Below are 18,361 nucleotides of genomic sequence, written 5' to 3'. Positions count from 1 at the left end.
CCGGGACTATTTCTTCAGTTCTGCGTAGAGCTGCATCACCCGTTGCGGCAGCACCTCGATGCGCGGCACGCGGAGCGCATAACGCTCGCCGAAAATCCGATCGAGCTGGGGAAATTTGTGCTCACCGATACCAAAGGCAAAGATATCGGTGCCGCGCCGCCGCAGCTGCTGCGCGGCCCGGCGGGCGTCCTCGACGAGATATTGCGCATCCGGCACGTCGACGTCGGACGGCTCGCCGTCGGTCAGAACCAGCAGCACTTTCCGGAACGCGCGTCGTTCCGCGAGGTAGCCCCCGGCATGGCGCAATGCCGCGCCGAGGCGCGTGGAATGGCTGCTGCCAAGACCCGCGAGACGTGAACGAACCACGGCATCCATCGGCTCCGCAAAGCCCTTGATGCGCAGATAGCGCACGCGCTCGCGGCCGTCGGAGCTGAAACCATGCACCGCGATCGCATCATTCGCGGCCTCGACCGCCGCCGCCATGATCGCAGCCGCCTTGCGTTCGACGTCGAGGACCGTCCGGCCGCGGCGGTCACGGTCGGCGGTCGATTGCGACAGGTCCAAGAGCAGCAGGATGGCGAGATCGCGCGGTCCCGGCGCATCGCGCTGGTAGACCCTGGGCTCGCTGATATTGCCGGTGCGCCGCTCGATCGTCAGGGCGATCGCCGCGTCGATGTCGAGCGCGTCGCCGTCGCGCTGGCCCTTGTGTCTGATCCGGCGGCCGATCGACGCGTCGCGGGTCAACTCCGTGATCCAGCGCATCGCCTCGGCGTCCGTCGAGGAATCGAAGGGCTGCGCGGAAACGGCTGCATCGGCTTCCAGAATCGTTGTCCAGTCCGGCCGCTCGGTACGCGCCGCATAGTCCCATTCCGGGTAGGTCGCGACCGGAAACCCGTCCAGCAGCGTTACCGCGCTGGCCTTCGCGCGCAGCGTCTCGTCCGGCCTGGCGTTGTCGTCGGCCGATTGGCCACCCGCATCGTCGCGCCGCTCGATCCGGACGGAATCGACGGCAAGTTCGATCGTCTCGGCCGGACTGTCCCGCTGGTCACCGAAATCCCACAGCGCCAGATTGTCGTCGCGATAGGCAGGTTCGACGACGTAGCTCTTGGCGTTGAACTGCAGCCGCATCTGCCCGATGTCGTTGCCGAGCAAACCACCGATCTCGCGGCTGATGGCGGGATCGGTCCAGCGGCCGGCGGCAGCGGCAAACAGCGTCCGTCCCTTGGTCACCCACGCATCCGGATCCTGATAATCGGGATCGATCAGCGCCCGCGCCAGCCGCATCATCAGTCCGGCTGCGGTTGCCTGGCCGGCTGGCGTCGCGCTGTGAAATGGCAGCCACAGCCGGCGCAGCCCCGGCATCTGGTGGAGCGCCAGCGCCTCGACCCGGGCATCCTCGATCAGCGAGACCAGCGCGATCTGCAGCGCCTTCAGTCGCCTCACCGGAAAGCGGACGGTGGAATGCACCAGATGCGCGCCAGCATGCGCGACCGCCGCGAGATAGACGGCGTCGGCCGCCTCGCCCTCGAAGCCGGGAAAGGTCTGCGGAAGACCGACGAGGCCGGCGGCGAGCGAGGTCCGCCGCGGCACCGGCGTCGGTGCAACGGCAAGTTTGCGGAAACGCGGCTTTCTGTTCCACAACGCGATCGTGGTTGCAGCGAGGCGCTTCTCCAGCCGCGCGAAATCATCCCCGCTCCGACCGGCTGCGAACAGCTGCGCCGAAAGCTGATCGTCGAGCGCGAAATAGGCGCGGCGGCGCGATGCGCGACTGCCACTGGCGCGCAAGCCAGCGGAGACCCACGCCGCAAACTCGTCGCCGCCGGCATGCGTCAGAAACTGCCCCAGCCGGCCGATCGCGAGCCCCGCCGACTCCGGCCCGGTGGCTGCGAGTTCGTCGAGCGCGGCGAGAACTGCGGTGAATTCTCCTGCACCCGCAAGCCGGGGCAGCACCTTGGACAATTCGGTCAGCAAGGCATGGGCGACGCGGCTTCCGGCACTGCAGCCGATGTCCCTGACCGCGCGGCCGATCGCGATCAGATCATCGGCCGATCGCTGCGCCGGCCATTGCTCCGATAGACGCAGAAAACCCTGCACCACGGCTTGACCGAGATTGGCCTCGAACAGGGCGTGCACGGCCTCGTCCCAGACCGCCAAATGATCGAACCAACCGGTTCGCTGCAAAGCGGCGCGCGCCGCCTGCACGGCCGCAGCTACATCGTCATGGCCGCGCAACAGTGCCGCAAGCCGACGTCCGGACCGGAAGCTATCGAGCGAACTGATTTGCGCGACCGCCACCTGCAATCTTCCACTTACCCACAGGCCGAGATCACGTCGCGCAACGTGTTCCTGGTGTCCGCATCATCGGTCAAGGGAACGACGATCGTGGTCTCGCAGGCCTTTTCGAGGCTGATCCCGCATCCGATCAGTCGGCCGGCATTGACCAGCATCCGGGTCGAGGCACCTTCGTCGAGCCCCTGGCCTTTCAGGTTGCGGCTGTGCTGGGCGATCTTCACCAGGAGATCGGCGAGGTTCGGCTCGATACCGGCTTCGCGCGACACCACCTCGGTTTCGGCCGGCCGATCAGGATAGCCGAAATCCAGCGCCGCGAAGCGCTGCTTGGTGGATTCCTTGAGGTCCTTGATCGCGCTCTGGTAGCCCGGATTGTAGGAGATCACGAGCTGGAAGTCGGAATGGGCGTGGATCAATTCACCACGCTTTTCCAGCGGCAGCACACGACGATCGTCGGTCAAGGGATGGATCACGACCGTCGTGTCCTGGCGCGCCTCGACGATCTCGTCGAGGTAACAGATCGCGCCAAGACGCACCGCTGTGGTGAGCGGCCCGTCGCTCCACACCGTGCCCTCTGCGTCGAGCAGCCAGCGCCCCACCAGATCCGCCGCCGTCATGTCCTCGTGGCAGGCGACCGTAATCAGCGGGCGGCCCAGCCGCCACGCCATATATTCGATGAAACGGGTCTTGCCGCAGCCGGTCGGGCCTTTCAGCATCACCGGCATGCGGTTGGCGTAGGCTGCACCGAACAGTTCGACCTCATCCTTGAGCGGCCGGTAATACGGCTCCTCCCGGATGCGGTACTGGTCGAGCAGCAAAGCGGGATTGGACAAGCTCACGCCTCCCATGATCGCGCAGGCAGCCGTTCGCAACCGGTCGATATCACGATGCGAGCAGCTCCTTGAGCTTGCCGTCGATAAAGTCGACATCGACCGGATTGGTCCCCGGCCCGCCGGCGAAGTGGCCCCAGATCGACGGCACCGGCACGAGCTTGGCGTTCGGCATGTTCTCGACCTCGAACGCGCTGTCCTCCGGCGGGAAATAGAGATCGGTCTGCCCCGGCATGACATAGGCCTTGGCCTTGATCGCCCGCAGCGCGGCCTTGAAGTCGCCGTTGTAGATTTCGTTGTCGCTGATGTCGCCGTGCTGCCAGGTCCACAGCATGGTCAGCAGATTGTTGGGATCCTTCGGCAGGAAGAAGCCTTCCCAGAACGCCACCAGGAAATCCTCCAGCGACGAATAGCCCAGCGTCTTGATGTCGAGCTGCTCGCGATAGAAGGCCTGCGAAAAGCCCCAGCCGGCATAGACACGCGCGGCAGCGCGCAGGCCGCGGGCCGGCTTGTCGGTATACCAGCCTTCCTTCCACGCAGCATCCGCGGTGAGCGCCGCCTTCACGCCCTCGAGGAACACGAAGTTGTGCCGCGAGCATTTGGCCGAGCCACAGAACGGCGCCAAGAGGTCCATCATATCGGGATAGAGCGCGCCCCAATGGAACGTCTGCAGCGCGCCCATCGACCAGCCGACGACGAGACGGATATGCTTGATGCCGAATTTCTCGGTCACCAGCCGATGCTGGGCGCGCACATTGTCATAGGCCGTCACCTGCGGAAAACGCGGTCCATTATACGGTTCCGGCGTGTTGCTCGGCGACGACGACAGCCCGTTGCCGAGCATGTTCGGGATGATGATGAAGTACTTTGCCGGGTCGAGCGCCCTGCCCGGTCCGATCAGCCATTCATTGTCGTAGTGCTGGCCGGAGTACCAGGTCGGATAGACGATGACGTTGTCCTTGGCTGCGTTGAGCTGGCCATAGGTCTTGTAGGCGAGCTTGCAGTCGCGAATGGTCGCGCCGCGCTGCAAGGTCAAATTGCCGAGATCATGGATCTGATAGTCGACGCTCATTGATGTACCCTTCTTGCTTGATCGAGCTGATCGCTTACGCCGGACGCGCCACCTTTTCAGTCGGAGACTCCACCCGTGCGATCGCACCGTACACGATGCCTGCGACCACCGCGGCGGAGAACGCAGTGGACAGTCCCGGCATCAGGTTTTCAACCGCAAAGGCAAACAGCGACCCGATGCCCCAGGCGATGAACGGCTTCGCACGCCAGTCGACGTCCGCGCGCGCCTCGGCCCGTAGCAGATACTGATCGACCAGAATGATCGCACCGATCGGCGGCACGAGGATGCCGAGCAGCGACAGCCACTGGATGAAGAACGCCCAGACATTGCCGGCAGCGACCAGGATACCAAGCGCGCCGAGCACCACCGCCATCAGCCGCATATTGGTCCCGAGGATGCGCGACCAGCCGGTCGCCGCATTGTACAGGCAATGCGAGCAGACCGAGCCTAAATTGGCATAGAGGAAGATGAACGCGAGGATGCTGAGCCAGGTCAGCTGCTTGCCGTTCATGTAGCCGAACATGTTGTCGACACCGAACGGATTTGCGTTCGGCACGGCGAGCGCCGCCGTCATCACGCCGCCGACCAGCATCGCCACCAGACTGGCGAACGGAAATGCGCTGAACGTGGCAAACAGCGAGGCCCGCGTGCTCGGCGCCCAGCGATTGAAGTCCGCTGTCACCGTGCCTGCATCGATGAACAGCGCGAGCACCACGGTAAGCCCGACGCCCATCGACATGCTGGCGACGCCATTGTTGCCGGCATAGCCGAAGATCGCCGCCGACGTCGTGGTCGAGGCGGCATCGGCCGCGACCCAGAGGCCAAGCACGACAAACAGCGGCACCGACGCCAGCCCGATCCAGTGCAATCCCTTCACGCCGACGAAGGTGATCCCGATATAGAGCACGCCGGCGACGATGGTCATCGCCACATAGTTGAGGCCGTAGGTCGAGGAGATCAATGCGCCGGTGATGCCGGTCTGCACCGCATACCAGCCGAGCAGCAGGGTCGACAGCAGGCCCGACGCCAGCACGTAGCCCTTCTTTCCGAACACGATGCTGGCGATAAGCGCGAAGTTCATGCCTCGCCGGGTGCCGATCAGGCCGAGCGCGCCGACATAGGCGAACATGATCAAATTGCCGATGATCATCGCCACTAGCGCATTCTTGAATCCCATGCCCAGCACCAGCAACGATCCGGTCATCGCGCCGGTGATGATCATCGGAAAGCCCAGCCACACCATCGTGACCGAGAAGGCGCTGCGCCGAGCGCTCATCGGTACCGGCTCGTGCTCGAATTCATGGCCGAGAAGATCGTCGATCTGCCCTTCGGTCTGCTGGACCAGCCCGCTATTCGATTGACCGCTCATGATGTCCCCCCTGTTTCCTCCGCGAGGAAGTGTCCGCCGTTGCACGGAACCACGCCGGCGCGAAACATCGCGCCGGCGCCGATCATCGATGTCACTCAACGATGTGCGACTTTCTGGTTCGGAATGCCCTCGATCGGGCATTCGTCGGTTCCGACAGTCGGACGGGTCATGGCCTCGACCATTTCCCGTGTCCCCTCGGGGTCGGTGATCCAGTTCTTGTAGAAGGTGTAGGGGCAGACCGCGTGGCCGCGATCGCCGTCGCCGGAGTTGATCAGGCCGGTGTAACCGCGGTGCATCAGCTTGAAGAGATGGTTCTGCGACTGCATATTGCGGCGGGCGTCGCGGATCAGCGACACCGAGAGCTGCGCGTACTGGATGCCGTTCTCCTCGGTGCCGCACTCGCCGAGCGTCCTTCCGTCGAAGCCGATCAGCGCGGAATGGCCGAAGTAGGAATAGACGCCGTCGAAGCCGGAGGCGTTTGCGACCGCGACGTAGCAGTTGTTGGCCCAGGCCATCGACTTCGAGATCTGGATCTGCTGCTCCTTGGCCGGATACATGTAGCCCTGGCAGCGCACGATCAGCTCGGCACCGCGCATCGCGCAGTCACGCCAGATCTCCGGATAGTTGCCGTCGTCGCAGATGATCAGGCTGATCTTCAGTCCCTTGGGCCCGTCCGAGACGTAGGTGCAATCGCCGGGATACCAACCCTCGATCGGCACCCACGGCATGATCTTGCGATACTTCTGGACGATCTCGCCCTTGTCGTTCATCAGGATCAGGGTGTTGTACGGCGCCTTGTTGGGGTGCTCCTCGTGACGCTCGCCGGTTAGCGAGAACACCCCCCAGACCTTGGCCTTACGGCAGGCGTCTGCGAAGATGCGGGTCTCCTCGCCCGGCACGGACGACGCCGTCTCGTACATCTCCTTGGAGTCGTACATGATGCCGTGGGTCGAGTATTCCGGGAAGATCACGAGGTCCATGCCCGGAAGGCCGAGTTTCATGCCGTCGACCATCTTGGCGATGTTGCGCGCGTTATCCAGCACCTCGGCCTTGGTGTGCAGGCGCGGCATCTTGTAGTTCACCACGGCAACGCCGACCGTGTCCTTGCTGCTTGATATGTCTCCATGCAACATGTCTCGACTCCCTTTCCTGAGCGATAATTCCCGCTACACGGCCATGTGCAGCTGGATGAGATCATCGGTGAGCTCACCGATCGCGCCCTTGGCGACGACGCGTCCCTTTTCGAGCAGCGCGAAGCGGTGAGACGCGCGCCGCGCGAACGCGACATTCTGTTCGACCAGCACGACCGTGATGCCGCGCTCGCGATTGAGACTGACGATCACGTCCTCGATCTGCTCGACGATGTTCGGCTGGATGCCCTCGGTCGGCTCGTCCAGCAGGATGACCTTGGGCTTGGCCAGCAGCGCCCGCGCGATCGCAAGCTGCTGCTGCTGGCCGCCGGAGAGATTGCCGCCATAGCGATTGAGAAAGTCCTTGAGTACCGGAAACAGCTCGAGCACCCACTCCTCGATTCCGTTGGCCGATTTCGCCGCGAAGGTTCCGAGCGTCAGGTTCTCCCGCACGGTGAAGCGCGGCAAAATCCCGCGGCCCTGCGGCACGTAGGCAATACCGGCCTTGGCGCGCTGATAGGTCCGCAGCGGCGAGATGTCGGCACCGTCGAGCGATAGCCGTCCGGTGCACCGGTCCATCAGGCCGAGGATGCTGCGCATCAGCGTGGTCTTGCCGACGCCGTTGCGGCCGAGCACCGAGAGGAATTCGCCATTGCCAACCATCAGGTTGATGCCCTGCAGGGCGCGGCTGTTGCCGTAGAAGGCGTCGACGTCGGTCAGCTCAAGCATGGCTGATGCCTCCCGATCCGAGATAGGCGCGGCGCACTTCCGGATGCGCCTCCACTTCCGCCGCGGTGCCCTCGGCCAGCATCTGACCCATATGCATCACGGAGATGATGTCGCCGATCGCCTTGACGAAGCCCATGTCGTGCTCGACCACGATCAGCGTGTGCTTGCCCTTCAGCCGTGCGAACAGTTCGGCGGTCTTGCGGGTTTCCTGCACCGTCATGCCCGCGGTGGGCTCGTCCATCAGGATCAGCTCGGCGTCCTGGGCGACCAGCATGCCGATCTCCAGCCACTGGGTCTGACCGTGCGACAGATAGGCGGCCGGCCGGTCGAGCTGCTCGGTGAGCCCGACCAGCTCGGCCAGACGCTCGACATGCTCACGCCCTGAATTGCCAATATTCCAGCGCAAATTGCCAAGCACGGAGGTGCGACGCGCCCGCGCCACTTCAAGATTCTCGGAGACCGACAGCTCGCGGAACACGCTCGGCACCTGGAATTTGCGGCCGACGCCGGCGCGGGCGATTTCGTATTCCTCAAGGTCCTGCAGCGCGGTGCCATCGAAGCTCACCGTGCCGGCGCTCGGCTTGACCTTGCCGCAGATGATGTCCAGCGCGGTGGTCTTGCCCGCGCCGTTCGGCCCGATCAGGCAGCGCAGCTCGCCCTTGCGCACGCTCATGTTGAGTGAATTGAGCGCCTTGAAGCCGTTGAAGCTGACCGAGACGTCGCGGAGATCGAGATGGGAGCTCATGTGCTGCCCTCCGTCTGGCCGACGCCTTGCGCCACCCCGCCCGCGGCCGCATGGCGGCGCTGCACGATCCAGCGCAGCATGACCTGTGCGAGGCCAGCGAGCCCCTTCGGCAGGAACAACACCACGAGCACGAACAGCGCGCCCATCACCAGCGTCCAGGTTTCCAGGAACGCCGCTGACTCCGACAGCGCGCCCTGCATACCCGCCACCAGCACCGCGCCGAGGAACGCACCGACCAGGCTCTGCCGGCCGCCGACCGCGCACCACACCACGACCGAAAGAGAGAGCTGCACGCCGAGGAAGGTCGGCGAGGCAAACTCCATCACCACCGTGTAGAGCATGCCGGCAAGGCCCGCGATCGCCGCCGACAGCGCGAACACGAAGATCTGGTAGAGCGCGACGTCGTAGCCGAAGTAGCGCACCCTGCTCTCATGGTCGCGGATCGCCTGCACGATCAGGCCGGCCTTGGTCCTTGTAAAGGCAAAGGCGACAAGCAGGCTGAGCAGGACACAGCTGGCCACGAGATAGTAGGTTGCGCGGCCATAGGCGTCGAACGCGACGCCGAAGATCTCGAGCTGGGCGAGATCGGTGACGCCGTTGAAGCCGCCGGTGTAGCTCTGCTGGTCGATGATCACGAGATTGATCACCACCATGGTGGCGAGCGTGATGATCGAGACATAGACGCCGGTGACGCGGCCCCGGAACATGAACCAGCCGAGCGCCGCCGCAACCAGCGCCGGCACGATCAGGCCCGCGGCGATCGCGAAGGTCAGCGAGCGGAACGGCTCCCAGAACCACGGCAAATGCTGGACATTATTCCAGACCATGAAGTCCGGCAGTCCGCTCGCCCCCGTGTGCACCGGCACGGTCTTGAGCTTGAGCGCCATTGCCATGGCGTAGGAGCCGAGCCCGAAGCTCATCGCTTGGCCGAGATTCAGGATGCCGCCGAATCCCCAGGACAGCCCGAGCGACACCGTGAGGATGCCCAGCACCAGATAACGCGCGACCTTGTTGAGCAGGAAGTCGTTGTTGAGCATCACCGGCAGCGCGAACACCACGGCGCAGACGATCAGCAGAGGCGCAAGCTGCGCGATCAGGCGCTGCAATCCGCTGGAGTTAGGAACATGCGACGGCATAGATGAGCGATCTGTCTCAGGCCCGCACGCGTGCGGTGAAAAGCCCCTCGGGGCGGAAACGGATGAGCACGACGATGGCGAGCAGCACGATCGCCTTGGCCACCGTGTCGTTCTGCAGGAAGGCAATGCCGCCGGAGAGCTCGCCGAGGATGAAGGCGCTCGCCACGGTGCCGGCGAGGCTCTGCACGCCGCCGAGCACCACCACCATGAAGGCATCGACCACATAGCCGGTGCCCATATCGGGCGACACGCTCTTCAGCGGCGACACCAGCGCGCCGGCCAGTCCCGCAAGGCCCGCACCGTAGGCGAAGGTCAGCGCATAGACCCGTTTGGCGTTGATGCCGAACGAGGCAGCGACGGAACGGTCCTGGATGATCGCGCGTAGCTTCATTCCGACCGTGGTGCGGTTCATCAGCAACCAGGTCGCCACGAACAGTGCGATCGACACCACGAACAGGAACACCCGATAGGACGATACCGAGATGCCGAACACGTCCATGCTGTCGGACAGCGCCGGCGGCAGCTGCACGTAGCGCAGTTCGCTGCCGACCATCAGCCGCACCGCCTGCTGCAGCATGATGCCGACGCCCCAGGTCGCAAGGATCGTGTCCAGCGGCCGGTTGTTGAGCAGGCTCAGGACGTAACGCTCAATGACCCAGCCGAACGCGGCGACCACGAAGAAGATCGGCACCAGGCTCGCGAGCAGGCCGAGCCCGAAATAGGTATGGAACACCCAGGCCGCGTAAGCGCCCAGCATCACGAACTCGCCATGGGCGAGATTGATGATGCCCATCGAGCCGTAGATGATCGACAGGCCCAGCGCGACCAGCAGCAGGATCGATCCGATGCTGAGGCCGGTGACGATTTGTTCGATGAATTGGTCCACGTCGGGATCCGCTTTCGATGTTCGCGTTGTGCGCCCTGCCCCTCGCCCCCGTTCGTGCGAGAGGCGGCATTCGTTTCGGGACGCTGGCCGCCGGCGCCGCACGCCGACGGCCTTCGTCAGCCCCCGTCGTCAGCTCTTCTCGACCAGGCCCTTCTCGGTGCACGACTGTCCGGGATAGGCCGCGTAAGGCACCGGCTTCAGCCACTCCTTGGCCTCGACGAGAATCTCGAACTGTCCGTTCGACTTCGCCTGCGCGATCTTGGGCCACAGCCAGGTGTGCAGGTTCTCCGGCTCGATCCGGACCTTGCCCTGCGGTGCAATCACTTCCTGGCCCTTGACCGCGTCGCGGATGTTCGGCGGCGTGAGATCGCTGGTTGCGAGCTTCTCGACCGCCTGCTTGAACAGGTAGGTCTGGAAGTAGCAGGCCTCCGACACGAAATGCGTCACCTTGTCGGCGCCCCAACGCTTCTTGTAAGCCTCGACGAACTTCTCGTTCTCCGGCGACTTGTGCACCATGAAGTAAGGCGCCGAGGTGAAGTGACCGGCGGCCGCCTCGCCGCCCATCGCAGCGACTTCGTTCTCGGAGGTCGTGAGACTCGCCATCGGCATCTTCTCGGGATCGAGGCCGGCCGCCTTGTACTGACGATGCAGCGCGACCACGGAATCGCCGACCACGGTGGAAAAGATCACGTTCGGCTGAGTCGAGCGGATCTTGTTGATGACGGAAGAGAATTCGGAATGGCCGAGCGGCACATATTCTTCCGCCACGACCTCGCCGCCGAGTTTCTCAAGCAGCTTCTTGCAGTAGTTGTTCTCTTCCTTCGGATAGATGTAGTTGGAGCCGATCAGGTAGAACTTCTTGCCGAACTTCTTGACCAGCCAGGGCACGAACTCGTCCTGCTGCTGGTTCGGCACCGCGCCGGTGTAGATGACGTTCTTCGAGCACTCGCGGCCTTCATAGAGCGTCGGATACCAATAGAGATTGTTCTGCCGCTCGAACACCGGGAGCACCGCCTTGCGGCTTGCCGAGGTGTAGGAACCGAACACACTGACGCATTTGTCGCCGACGACGAGCTTGCGAGCCTTCTCCGAGAAGGTCGCCGGATCGGACGCGGGGTCCTCGACGATCGGCACGATCTTGCTGCCCTTGATGCCGCCTGCGGCGTTGATCTCCTCGATGGCGAGCAGCGTCGCCTTGTTGAGCGATTCCTCGATGATCGCGGTCGTTCCCGTCAGCGAGAACAGCACGCCAACCTTGATCTCGCCGCCGGCGGCGTAAGCGAGGTCGGCGTTCTTGATCCAGATGTGCGGCAGTCCGGCGCCGGCAAACGCGCCCAGCGCCGCGGTATTCCTCAGCAAAGTCCGCCGTGAAATGCTCATCCCTAGCTCCCTTCAGGACTGAAAAAACAAAAAGCCCTCCCGATGCGCGCTTACGCGAGCATTGGGAGGGCTTTGTTGCCGGTTGTGTCGAAGGCGGCGCTGTCGCCGCCGGCCCCGCTATTGGGGCCTACTGTTGATGATCGTAGCCAAGCAGTTCGAACGAGTCAACAATCGCCGCGGCGACTGCACTTGCCGACACGCGACGATCCATCGCCTGTCGTCTGATGAAGCCATAGGCTTCGGTTTCCGGCATCTGCCGCGTCGCCATCAGGATCGCCTTGGCGCGCTCCACCGTGCGCATCGAGCGCAGATTGTCATCGAGCTTCTCGATCTTGCTGCGAAGCCGCCGTTCATAACCAAATTGACTGCGCGCCAGCACGAGACTGGACAGCACGGCATTCTGCGTGAACGGCCGCGGCAGCACGGCGTTCGGCGTCGCATGACACAGCGCATCGGCGTGAACGGTTTCCGTCGCCGGCAGGATCACAACCAGCGCCGAGCGCGCGTCGCCGGGAATCCATGGCAGGCGCCGCGCCAGGTCAGGGGAATATTCGCAGTACACCACGTCGGCATCGGCGGGCACGCTCTCCGGCATCGGCCAGACCTGCCGCACCCGCATCCGGAACCGCTGCAACTCGCGCAGCAACATGCCGACCTGATCGTCGACCGGCGCGACCACCACCGCCGACAGATCGGCAAGTTCCTGAACCATGGTCTTGCGTCCGCCGACGTCTCGGCTCAGCGACGGCTTACGCGACATTTCGTTCATTGGACGCTTCCTGCTTGCGTTGCACGACCATATCCGATCAGGAACGGATCCGCATGCACCGGCTCCTTCGACTGGCTGACGACATCGAACTGCCCCTGGCGGTTGGCGCGCCCGATGCGGGTCCAGAGGTCGGTATGACCCGACATCGGGTTGACGGTGACGGCACCTTGCGGTGCATCAAAGCTGGTGCCGAACACCATCGAGCGGAGAACTTCGGTGTCGAGTGAATTGACCTGCTCGAGCGCCTTCGCGAACAGATGCAGCTGGAAATAGGATGCTTCGGCGCACATGTTGGTTGAGATATCGGCGCCGAACCGCTTCTTGAAGCGCTGCACAAACGCATTATTAGCGCTGCCCTCGACGCCCTGGAAATACGATGCGGCCGTGACGTGTCCCTCGCCGACGTCGAAGCCCATGGCGGCAATTTCCGCTTCCGTCGTGGTCAGGCTGGCGATCGGCACCTGCTTTGGATCGAGCCCGACATTCGCATAGGCCTGATAAAGGAACACCGTGCCCTCGCCAACGACGGTCGAGAAGATCACGTCGGGCCTGACACGCTTGATATCCTGGATGATCGGCACAAAATCCTGCCAGCGCGCGTAAACATTGACATAGCGCTCGCCGACCACCGAGCCGCCGTTGCTCTTGAGCAGCTCCCGCATCACCCGGTTGGACTCGCGCGGATAGATGTAGTCGGACCCCACGAAATAGAACCGCGTTCCGAACGTATCCATCAAATAGCGGCACAGCGCGAGGCTGTTCTGGTTCGGCGAGGCGCCGGTGTAGATGACGTTGGGCGACGCCTCGAACCCTTCGTAAAGCGTTGGATACCAGAGCAGACCGTTCAGCCGTTCGACTACCGGCAGCACCGCCTTGCGGCTCGACGAGGTGTAGCAGCCGAAGATCGTGCTGACCTGATCCTCGATCATCAGCCGCTTGGCGTAATGACCATAGGCGGCCGAGTCCGATCCGGGGTCATAGGCAACGGGAACCAGCTCGCGGCCGCAGACGCCGCCCGCTTCATTCACCTCTTCGATCGCGAGTTGCGTGCCCTGATACTGGGTCTCCTCGATGACCGACATGAAGCCGGTTCGCGAGAACAGCACTCCTATCCGCCACGGAGCGGATGTCGTTTGGGTAAGGTTCGACATGATCAGGCCCTCGACAGAATTGGAGGGACGAGAGGGATTATTGTTCTTGTTGCTCTCGAACAGCATTGCCGGCTGCGGAAGATTGCATGCCATCTGCCGCGAGACAAGGACCCTGGCCGCTCATCCTGTCAGCGAAGCTGACGCGAAAGCAGGCAGACTAATGTGTCACCCGCGACGGGTCACAGGCGCAGCGCTCCACGGACCACCTATCTCCGGTAGCTGCACCGCCGATTTCCCGTATCAAGGCATGTCCGGCCGGTCACCTCGCGTACATCAACCGGAAGGTTGAGAGCTGCAACGGGATTGCTCGTTAAGCTGCGCCCCGGTCGGGAGATGCCGCAACTCCCGATCGAGGAGGTCCCATCAGCGCAGGCTGGGCAGATCGAGCCCGTTGGCGCGCGCGCATTCGATCGCCGTGTCATAGCCGGCGTCGGCGTGGCGCATGACGCCCGTCGCCGGGTCGTTCCACAGCACACGCTCCAGTCGGCGCGCCGCCTCCGGCGTGCCGTCAGCGACGATCACCATGCCGGCGTGCTGCGAATAGCCGATGCCGACGCCGCCACCGTGATGCAGCGACACCCAGGTGGCACCGCTCGCGCAGTTGAGCAAGGCGTTGAGCAGCGGCCAGTCGGACACCGCGTCGGAGCCGTCGCGCATCGCCTCGGTCTCGCGGTTCGGGCTCGCCACCGAGCCGCTGTCGAGATGATCGCGGCCGATCACAATCGGCGCCTTGAGCTCGCTGCGCGCCACCATCTCGTTGAAGGCAAGGCCAAGCCGATGGCGGTCGCCAAGCCCGACCCAGCAAATTCGCGCCGGCAGTCCCTGAAACTTGATGCGCGCCTTGGCCATGTCGAGCCAGTTGTGCAGGTGGCTGTCGTTGGGCATCAGCTCCTTAACCTTGGCATCGGTCTTGAAGATGTCCTCGGGATCGCCCGACAGCGCCGCCCAGCGGAACGGTCCGACGCCGCGGCAGAACAGCGGACGGATATAGGCCGGAACGAATCCCGGGAAATCGAACGCCTGCTTCAGGCCCATGTCCTTGGCCATCTGGCGGATGTTGTTGCCGTAATCGAGCGTCGGGATTCCCTGCGCGTGAAAATCCAGCATGGCCTGGACGTGATCGACCATCGAGGTCTTGGCCGCTGTCTCAACGGCCTTCGGATCGGCCGCGCGTTTGGCTTCCCAATCTGCGAGCGTCCATCCCTTGGGCAAATAGCCGTTGATCGGATCATGCGCGCTGGTCTGGTCGGTAACGATGTCCGGGCGCACGCCGCGGCGCACCAGTTCGGGAAAGATCTCGGCCGCATTGCCGAGCAAGCCGACCGACACCGGCTTCTGGCTCTTGACCGCCTCAGCAATGATCGCGAGCGCGTCATCGAGCGTCGCCGCCTGGCGGTCGAGGTAGCCCGTCCGCAGCCGCATCTCGATGCGGCTCGGCTGGCATTCGACCGCGAGCATCGAGGCGCCGGCCATCGTCGCGGCCAGCGGCTGGGCACCGCCCATGCCGCCGAGGCCCGCCGTCAGGATCCATTTGCCGGCGAGACTGCCGCCATAGTGCCGGCGGCCGACCTCGACGAACGTCTCGTAGGTCCCCTGCACGATGCCCTGGCTGCCGATATAGATCCAGGAGCCTGCCGTCATCTGGCCGAACATCATCAGGCCCTGGCGGTCGAGCTCGTTGAAATGATCGAGCGTTGCCCAATGCGGCACCAGGTTGGAATTCGCGATCAGCACGCGCGGCGCGTCGGCATGGGTCCGGAAAATGCCGACCGGCTTGCCGGACTGCACCAGCAGGGTCTGGTCGCCTTCGAGCTTGCGCAAGGACGCGGCAATCCGATCAAAGCTCTCCCAGTCGCGCGCCGCACGGCCGATGCCGCCATAGACCACGAGCTCGCTCGGGCGCTCGGCGACATCAGGGTCCAGATTGTTCATCAGCATGCGCAGCGGTGCTTCCGTCAGCCAGCTCTTGGCGCTGATGTCGGTGCCGCGGGGAGCACGGATGATGCGTTCGTTATCCAGTCGGCGGTTCATGACGGATGTTCCTGCTAAGCAAGTCTTCTAAGTCAGTCTTGGAAATGGATCGGTCGGAAGCACCGCGATCGCAGCGGCGGGCAGCGCGTCGGCTTCGATCAGAGCGGCCGCCCTGGCGAGATCGTCAGCCATGTAGCGGTCGGCGGCGAGCGCCGGAACCTGCTCTCGGAGCGCGGCAATGACCGCAGCGAGCGGCGCGCTCGTTGAATGCGGCGCGCGCAGCGTGATGCCCTGCGCGGCGACCAGCAGCTCGATGCCGAGGATGGCGGCGAGATTGTCGGCCATATCGGACAGCCGGCGCGCGGCATGTGCGGCCATCGAGACGTGATCCTCCTGATTGGCGCTGGTCGGCGTGGAATCGATCGAGCATGGCATCGCGCGCTGCTTGTTCTCGGCATAGAGCGCCGCCGCCGTCACCTCGGCGATCATGAATCCGGAGTTGATGCCGGGCTCGGGCGTCAGGAACGGCGGCAGGCCGAAGTTCAAGGCGGGATCGACGAGGGTCGCGATCCGGCGCTCGCTGGTCGCCCCGATCTCCGAAAGCGCCAGCGCGATCTGGTCGGCGGCGAACGCCACCGGCTCGGCGTGGAAATTGCCGCCTGACACGATCTCGCCGGTCTCGACCAGGACGAGTGGATTGTCGGTGACGGCATTGGCCTCAACGGTCAGCCCGCGGGCGGCCTGCGCAAGCAGGTCGAGCACGGCGCCCGCAACCTGCGGCTGGCAGCGCAGGCAATAGGGATCCTGCACGCGCTCGTCGCCCTCGAGATGCGATTGCCTGATATCGCTGCCGTCAAGCAGCGCGGTCAGGGCGGCGGCCGCAGCGATCTGCCCGTCATGGCCACGCAAAGATTGAATCTCGGGACGAAACGGCACCGTCGACGCCATCGCCGCATCGACCGACAGCGCGCCGGTCACCAGCGCGGCGCACGCCAGGCGATGCGCACGCAGCAGGCCGGAGATGGCGTAGGCGGAGGAAAACTGCGTGCCGTTGATCAGCGCGAGCCCCTCCTTGGGACCGAGCGTCAGCGGCGCGAGGCCGGCGGCGGCAAGCGCTTCGCGGCCCGGCACGGCTTTGCCATCAAGAATTGCCTGTCCCTCCCCGATCATGACCGCGGTCATATGAGCGAGCGGCGCCAGATCGCCGGAGGCACCGACCGAGCCCTGCTGCGGCACCAACGGATAAACGCCGCGCGCCAGCATACCATGCAACTGCTCGATCACTTCGCGGCGCACGCCAGATGCACCGCGACCGAGCGAAATCACTTTCAACGCCATCATCAAACGCACGATCGGCTCGGGCGTGTTCGGACCGACTCCGCAGCAATGCGACAAGATGAGGTTGCGCTGAAGCAGCGCAGTCTGGTCGGGCGCGATGCGCGTCGATGCCAGCTTCCCGAAACCGGTATTGATGCCGTAGACGGGAACGTCGATATGCGCCGCCTTCGCCACGATTTGCGCGGCCGCCTCGACGCGCGGCCAGCACGATAGATCGAGCATGATGGGCGCGCCCGCGAGCACGCGCACCAGGACGTCGAGGCCGACGGTTCCGGGCGTCACGACGACAGGCGCATCCCGATCGCTCATTGCCCCCTCCACACCCGGCTGTGCAGCGGGTTGAAGCCGATGCGGTAGACCAGTTCGGCCGGACGCTCGATGTCCCAGATCGCCAGATCGCACCACTTGCCGGCCTCTAACGTACCGGTCTCGGCGAGCATGCCGAGCGCGCGCGCCCCTTCCCGCGTCACCCCTGTGAGGCATTCGGCGACCGTCATCCGGAACAGCGTTGCGCCCATGTTCATCGCCAGCAGGAGCGAGGTGAGCGGCGAACTGCCGGGATTGCAATCGGTCGCCAGCGCCATGTTCACACCGTGGCTACGGAACAGCTCGACCGGCGGCTTGTGCGTTTCACGAATGAAATAGAACGCGCCGGGCAGCAGGACCGCGACGGTGCCGGCCTTCGCCATCGCCACCGCGCCGGCTTCGTCGGTGCGCTCGAGATGATCGGCCGAGAGCGCCGAGAATTTCGCGGCCAGCGCCGCGCCGCCGAGATTGGACAGCTGATCCGCATGCAGCTTGACCGGCAGTCCGAGCGCACGCGCCGCCTCGAACACCCGTGCCGTCTGCTCTCCGGAAAACGCGATCCCCTCCATGAAGCCGTCGACGGCATCGGCGAGGCCGGCCTTGGCCACGGCCGGCAGCATCTCGTTGCAGACCAGATCGATGTAACCGTCCTTGTCGCCGTTGGCCTCCAACGGCAGCGCATGCGCTCCGAGGAACGACGTGCGGATCGCAACTTGCCGCAGGCGGGCAAGGCTGCGTGCCGCCGCAAGCTGCCGCATCTCGGTCTCGGTATTGAGGCCATAGCCGGACTTGATCTCGACCGTGGTTGCGCCCTCGCCGATCAGCGCGTCGAGCCGCGGCAGCGCGCCGGCGACGAGCTCCGCCTCGGTCGCGTTGCGCGTCGCCGCAACGGTCGAGACGATGCCGCCGCCGGCGCGCGCGATCTCCTCATAGCTCGCGCCCTTCAGGCGCAGCTCGAACTCGTGCGCGCGGTTGCCGCCGAAGACGAGATGGGTGTGGCAATCGACCAGCCCGGGCGTGATCCAGCGGCCGGCACAATCGATCCGTTCAACGGCGTCCGCATCCACAGGAAAGTCCGACGGCACGCCGGCATAGACGATGCGGCCGTCGCGCGCCGCGATCAGGCCTCGCTCGATCTCGCCGAGATCAGTGCGGTCGCTGCGCATCGTGGCGAGCCGGGCGTTGTGCCAGATACGGTCGAAGCGCTCTGCCATGCGATCGTCCCCTCGAGGTGGGATGCTTGACTTATATGTCTAGACA

General features: G+C 64.5%; 15 protein-coding genes. All 15 read right to left on the bottom strand.

Going from position 1 to position 18,361, the window contains the following annotated elements:
- Nucleotides 1-6: 6 nt before the first annotated feature.
- A complete protein-coding gene (locus ACVW1B_RS08015; protein ID WP_253609380.1) occupies nt 7-2,295 on the bottom strand; it encodes a nitric oxide reductase activation protein NorD in 2,289 nt (762 codons plus the stop codon).
- Between the two features lie 14 nt (nt 2,296-2,309).
- On the bottom strand, nt 2,310-3,137 hold the full coding sequence (locus ACVW1B_RS08010; RefSeq protein ID WP_051002629.1) for a CbbQ/NirQ/NorQ/GpvN family protein: 828 nt from the start codon (nt 3,135-3,137) through the stop codon (nt 2,310-2,312).
- 34 nt (nt 3,138-3,171) lie between these two features.
- Complete coding sequence (locus ACVW1B_RS08005) at nt 3,172-4,191, bottom strand: alpha/beta fold hydrolase (RefSeq protein WP_225647402.1); 1,020 nt, start codon at nt 4,189-4,191, stop codon at nt 3,172-3,174.
- Between the two features lie 34 nt (nt 4,192-4,225).
- On the bottom strand, nt 4,226-5,560 hold the full coding sequence (locus tag ACVW1B_RS08000) for a purine-cytosine permease family protein (RefSeq protein ID WP_253609381.1): 1,335 nt from the start codon (nt 5,558-5,560) through the stop codon (nt 4,226-4,228).
- A 95-nt stretch (nt 5,561-5,655) separates the two neighbouring features.
- A complete protein-coding gene (locus ACVW1B_RS07995; protein ID WP_253609382.1) occupies nt 5,656-6,693 on the bottom strand; it encodes an aliphatic amidase in 1,038 nt (345 codons plus the stop codon).
- A 33-nt stretch (nt 6,694-6,726) separates the two neighbouring features.
- A complete protein-coding gene (urtE, locus tag ACVW1B_RS07990; protein WP_050386944.1) occupies nt 6,727-7,419 on the bottom strand; it encodes an urea ABC transporter ATP-binding subunit UrtE in 693 nt (230 codons plus the stop codon).
- Nucleotides 7,412-8,164 carry an urea ABC transporter ATP-binding protein UrtD gene (urtD, locus tag ACVW1B_RS07985; RefSeq protein WP_253609383.1) on the bottom strand — a complete coding sequence of 251 codons (753 nt, stop codon included), beginning with the start codon at nt 8,162-8,164 and terminating at the stop codon, nt 7,412-7,414. Before urtD ends, urtE begins: the two co-directional genes overlap by 8 nt.
- A complete protein-coding gene (gene urtC / locus ACVW1B_RS07980; protein WP_456821465.1) occupies nt 8,161-9,300 on the bottom strand; it encodes an urea ABC transporter permease subunit UrtC in 1,140 nt (379 codons plus the stop codon). The genes urtD and urtC overlap by 4 nt, the downstream gene beginning before the upstream one ends.
- 16 nt (nt 9,301-9,316) lie before the next feature.
- Complete coding sequence (gene urtB / locus ACVW1B_RS07975) at nt 9,317-10,186, bottom strand: urea ABC transporter permease subunit UrtB (protein WP_253609385.1); 870 nt, start codon at nt 10,184-10,186, stop codon at nt 9,317-9,319.
- Nucleotides 10,187-10,315: 129 nt separating this feature from the next.
- Entirely contained in the window at nt 10,316-11,566 is a 1,251-nt protein-coding gene (locus ACVW1B_RS07970; protein WP_057015919.1) for a transporter substrate-binding domain-containing protein, read from the bottom strand.
- A gap of 127 nt (nt 11,567-11,693) precedes the next feature.
- A complete protein-coding gene (locus ACVW1B_RS07965) occupies nt 11,694-12,335 on the bottom strand; it encodes an ANTAR domain-containing response regulator (RefSeq protein ID WP_016845707.1) in 642 nt (213 codons plus the stop codon).
- Nucleotides 12,332-13,486, bottom strand: a complete 1,155-nt coding sequence (locus tag ACVW1B_RS07960) for a transporter substrate-binding domain-containing protein (RefSeq protein ID WP_253609386.1) — start codon at nt 13,484-13,486, stop codon at nt 12,332-12,334. The genes ACVW1B_RS07965 and ACVW1B_RS07960 overlap by 4 nt, the downstream gene beginning before the upstream one ends.
- A gap of 363 nt (nt 13,487-13,849) precedes the next feature.
- Nucleotides 13,850-15,517: a urocanate hydratase gene (gene hutU, locus ACVW1B_RS07955; protein WP_253609387.1), complete on the bottom strand. Its 1,668-nt coding sequence runs from the start codon at nt 15,515-15,517 to the stop codon at nt 13,850-13,852.
- Between the two features lie 27 nt (nt 15,518-15,544).
- Nucleotides 15,545-17,104, bottom strand: coding sequence for a histidine ammonia-lyase (gene hutH, locus ACVW1B_RS07950; RefSeq protein ID WP_456781003.1), 1,560 nt, complete (start codon nt 17,102-17,104; stop codon nt 15,545-15,547).
- On the bottom strand, nt 17,101-18,315 hold the full coding sequence (hutI, locus tag ACVW1B_RS07945) for an imidazolonepropionase (RefSeq protein ID WP_253609389.1): 1,215 nt from the start codon (nt 18,313-18,315) through the stop codon (nt 17,101-17,103). Before hutI ends, hutH begins: the two co-directional genes overlap by 4 nt.
- Nucleotides 18,316-18,361 lie beyond the last annotated feature (46 nt).

The sequence above is a fragment of the Bradyrhizobium sp. USDA 4502 genome (assembly GCF_054063355.1).
Note: the sequence above shows the minus strand (reverse complement) of the source record. Positions and strands in the feature narration are given on the sequence as shown.

What these genes read in the sequence shown, in the direction of transcription:
- ACVW1B_RS08005 (WP_225647402.1), bottom strand. Translation starts at nt 4,191, where the DNA reads ATGAGCGTCGACTATCAGATCCATGATCTCGGCAATTTGACCTTGCAG.
- hutU (WP_253609387.1), bottom strand. Translation starts at nt 15,517, where the DNA reads ATGAACCGCCGACTGGATAACGAACGCATCATCCGTGCTCCCCGCGGC.
- ACVW1B_RS07965 (WP_016845707.1), bottom strand. Translation starts at nt 12,335, where the DNA reads ATGAACGAAATGTCGCGTAAGCCGTCGCTGAGCCGAGACGTCGGCGGA.
- urtE (WP_050386944.1), bottom strand. Translation starts at nt 7,419, where the DNA reads ATGCTTGAGCTGACCGACGTCGACGCCTTCTACGGCAACAGCCGCGCC.
- urtD (WP_253609383.1), bottom strand. Translation starts at nt 8,164, where the DNA reads ATGAGCTCCCATCTCGATCTCCGCGACGTCTCGGTCAGCTTCAACGGC.
- urtC (WP_456821465.1), bottom strand. Translation starts at nt 9,300, where the DNA reads ATGCCGTCGCATGTTCCTAACTCCAGCGGATTGCAGCGCCTGATCGCG.
- ACVW1B_RS07995 (WP_253609382.1), bottom strand. Translation starts at nt 6,693, where the DNA reads ATGTTGCATGGAGACATATCAAGCAGCAAGGACACGGTCGGCGTTGCC.
- hutH (WP_456781003.1), bottom strand. Translation starts at nt 17,104, where the DNA reads ATGAGCGATCGGGATGCGCCTGTCGTCGTGACGCCCGGAACCGTCGGC.
- ACVW1B_RS08010 (WP_051002629.1), bottom strand. Translation starts at nt 3,137, where the DNA reads ATGGGAGGCGTGAGCTTGTCCAATCCCGCTTTGCTGCTCGACCAGTAC.
- ACVW1B_RS07960 (WP_253609386.1), bottom strand. Translation starts at nt 13,486, where the DNA reads ATGTCGAACCTTACCCAAACGACATCCGCTCCGTGGCGGATAGGAGTG.
- hutI (WP_253609389.1), bottom strand. Translation starts at nt 18,315, where the DNA reads ATGGCAGAGCGCTTCGACCGTATCTGGCACAACGCCCGGCTCGCCACG.
- ACVW1B_RS07970 (WP_057015919.1), bottom strand. Translation starts at nt 11,566, where the DNA reads ATGAGCATTTCACGGCGGACTTTGCTGAGGAATACCGCGGCGCTGGGC.
- ACVW1B_RS08000 (WP_253609381.1), bottom strand. Translation starts at nt 5,560, where the DNA reads ATGAGCGGTCAATCGAATAGCGGGCTGGTCCAGCAGACCGAAGGGCAG.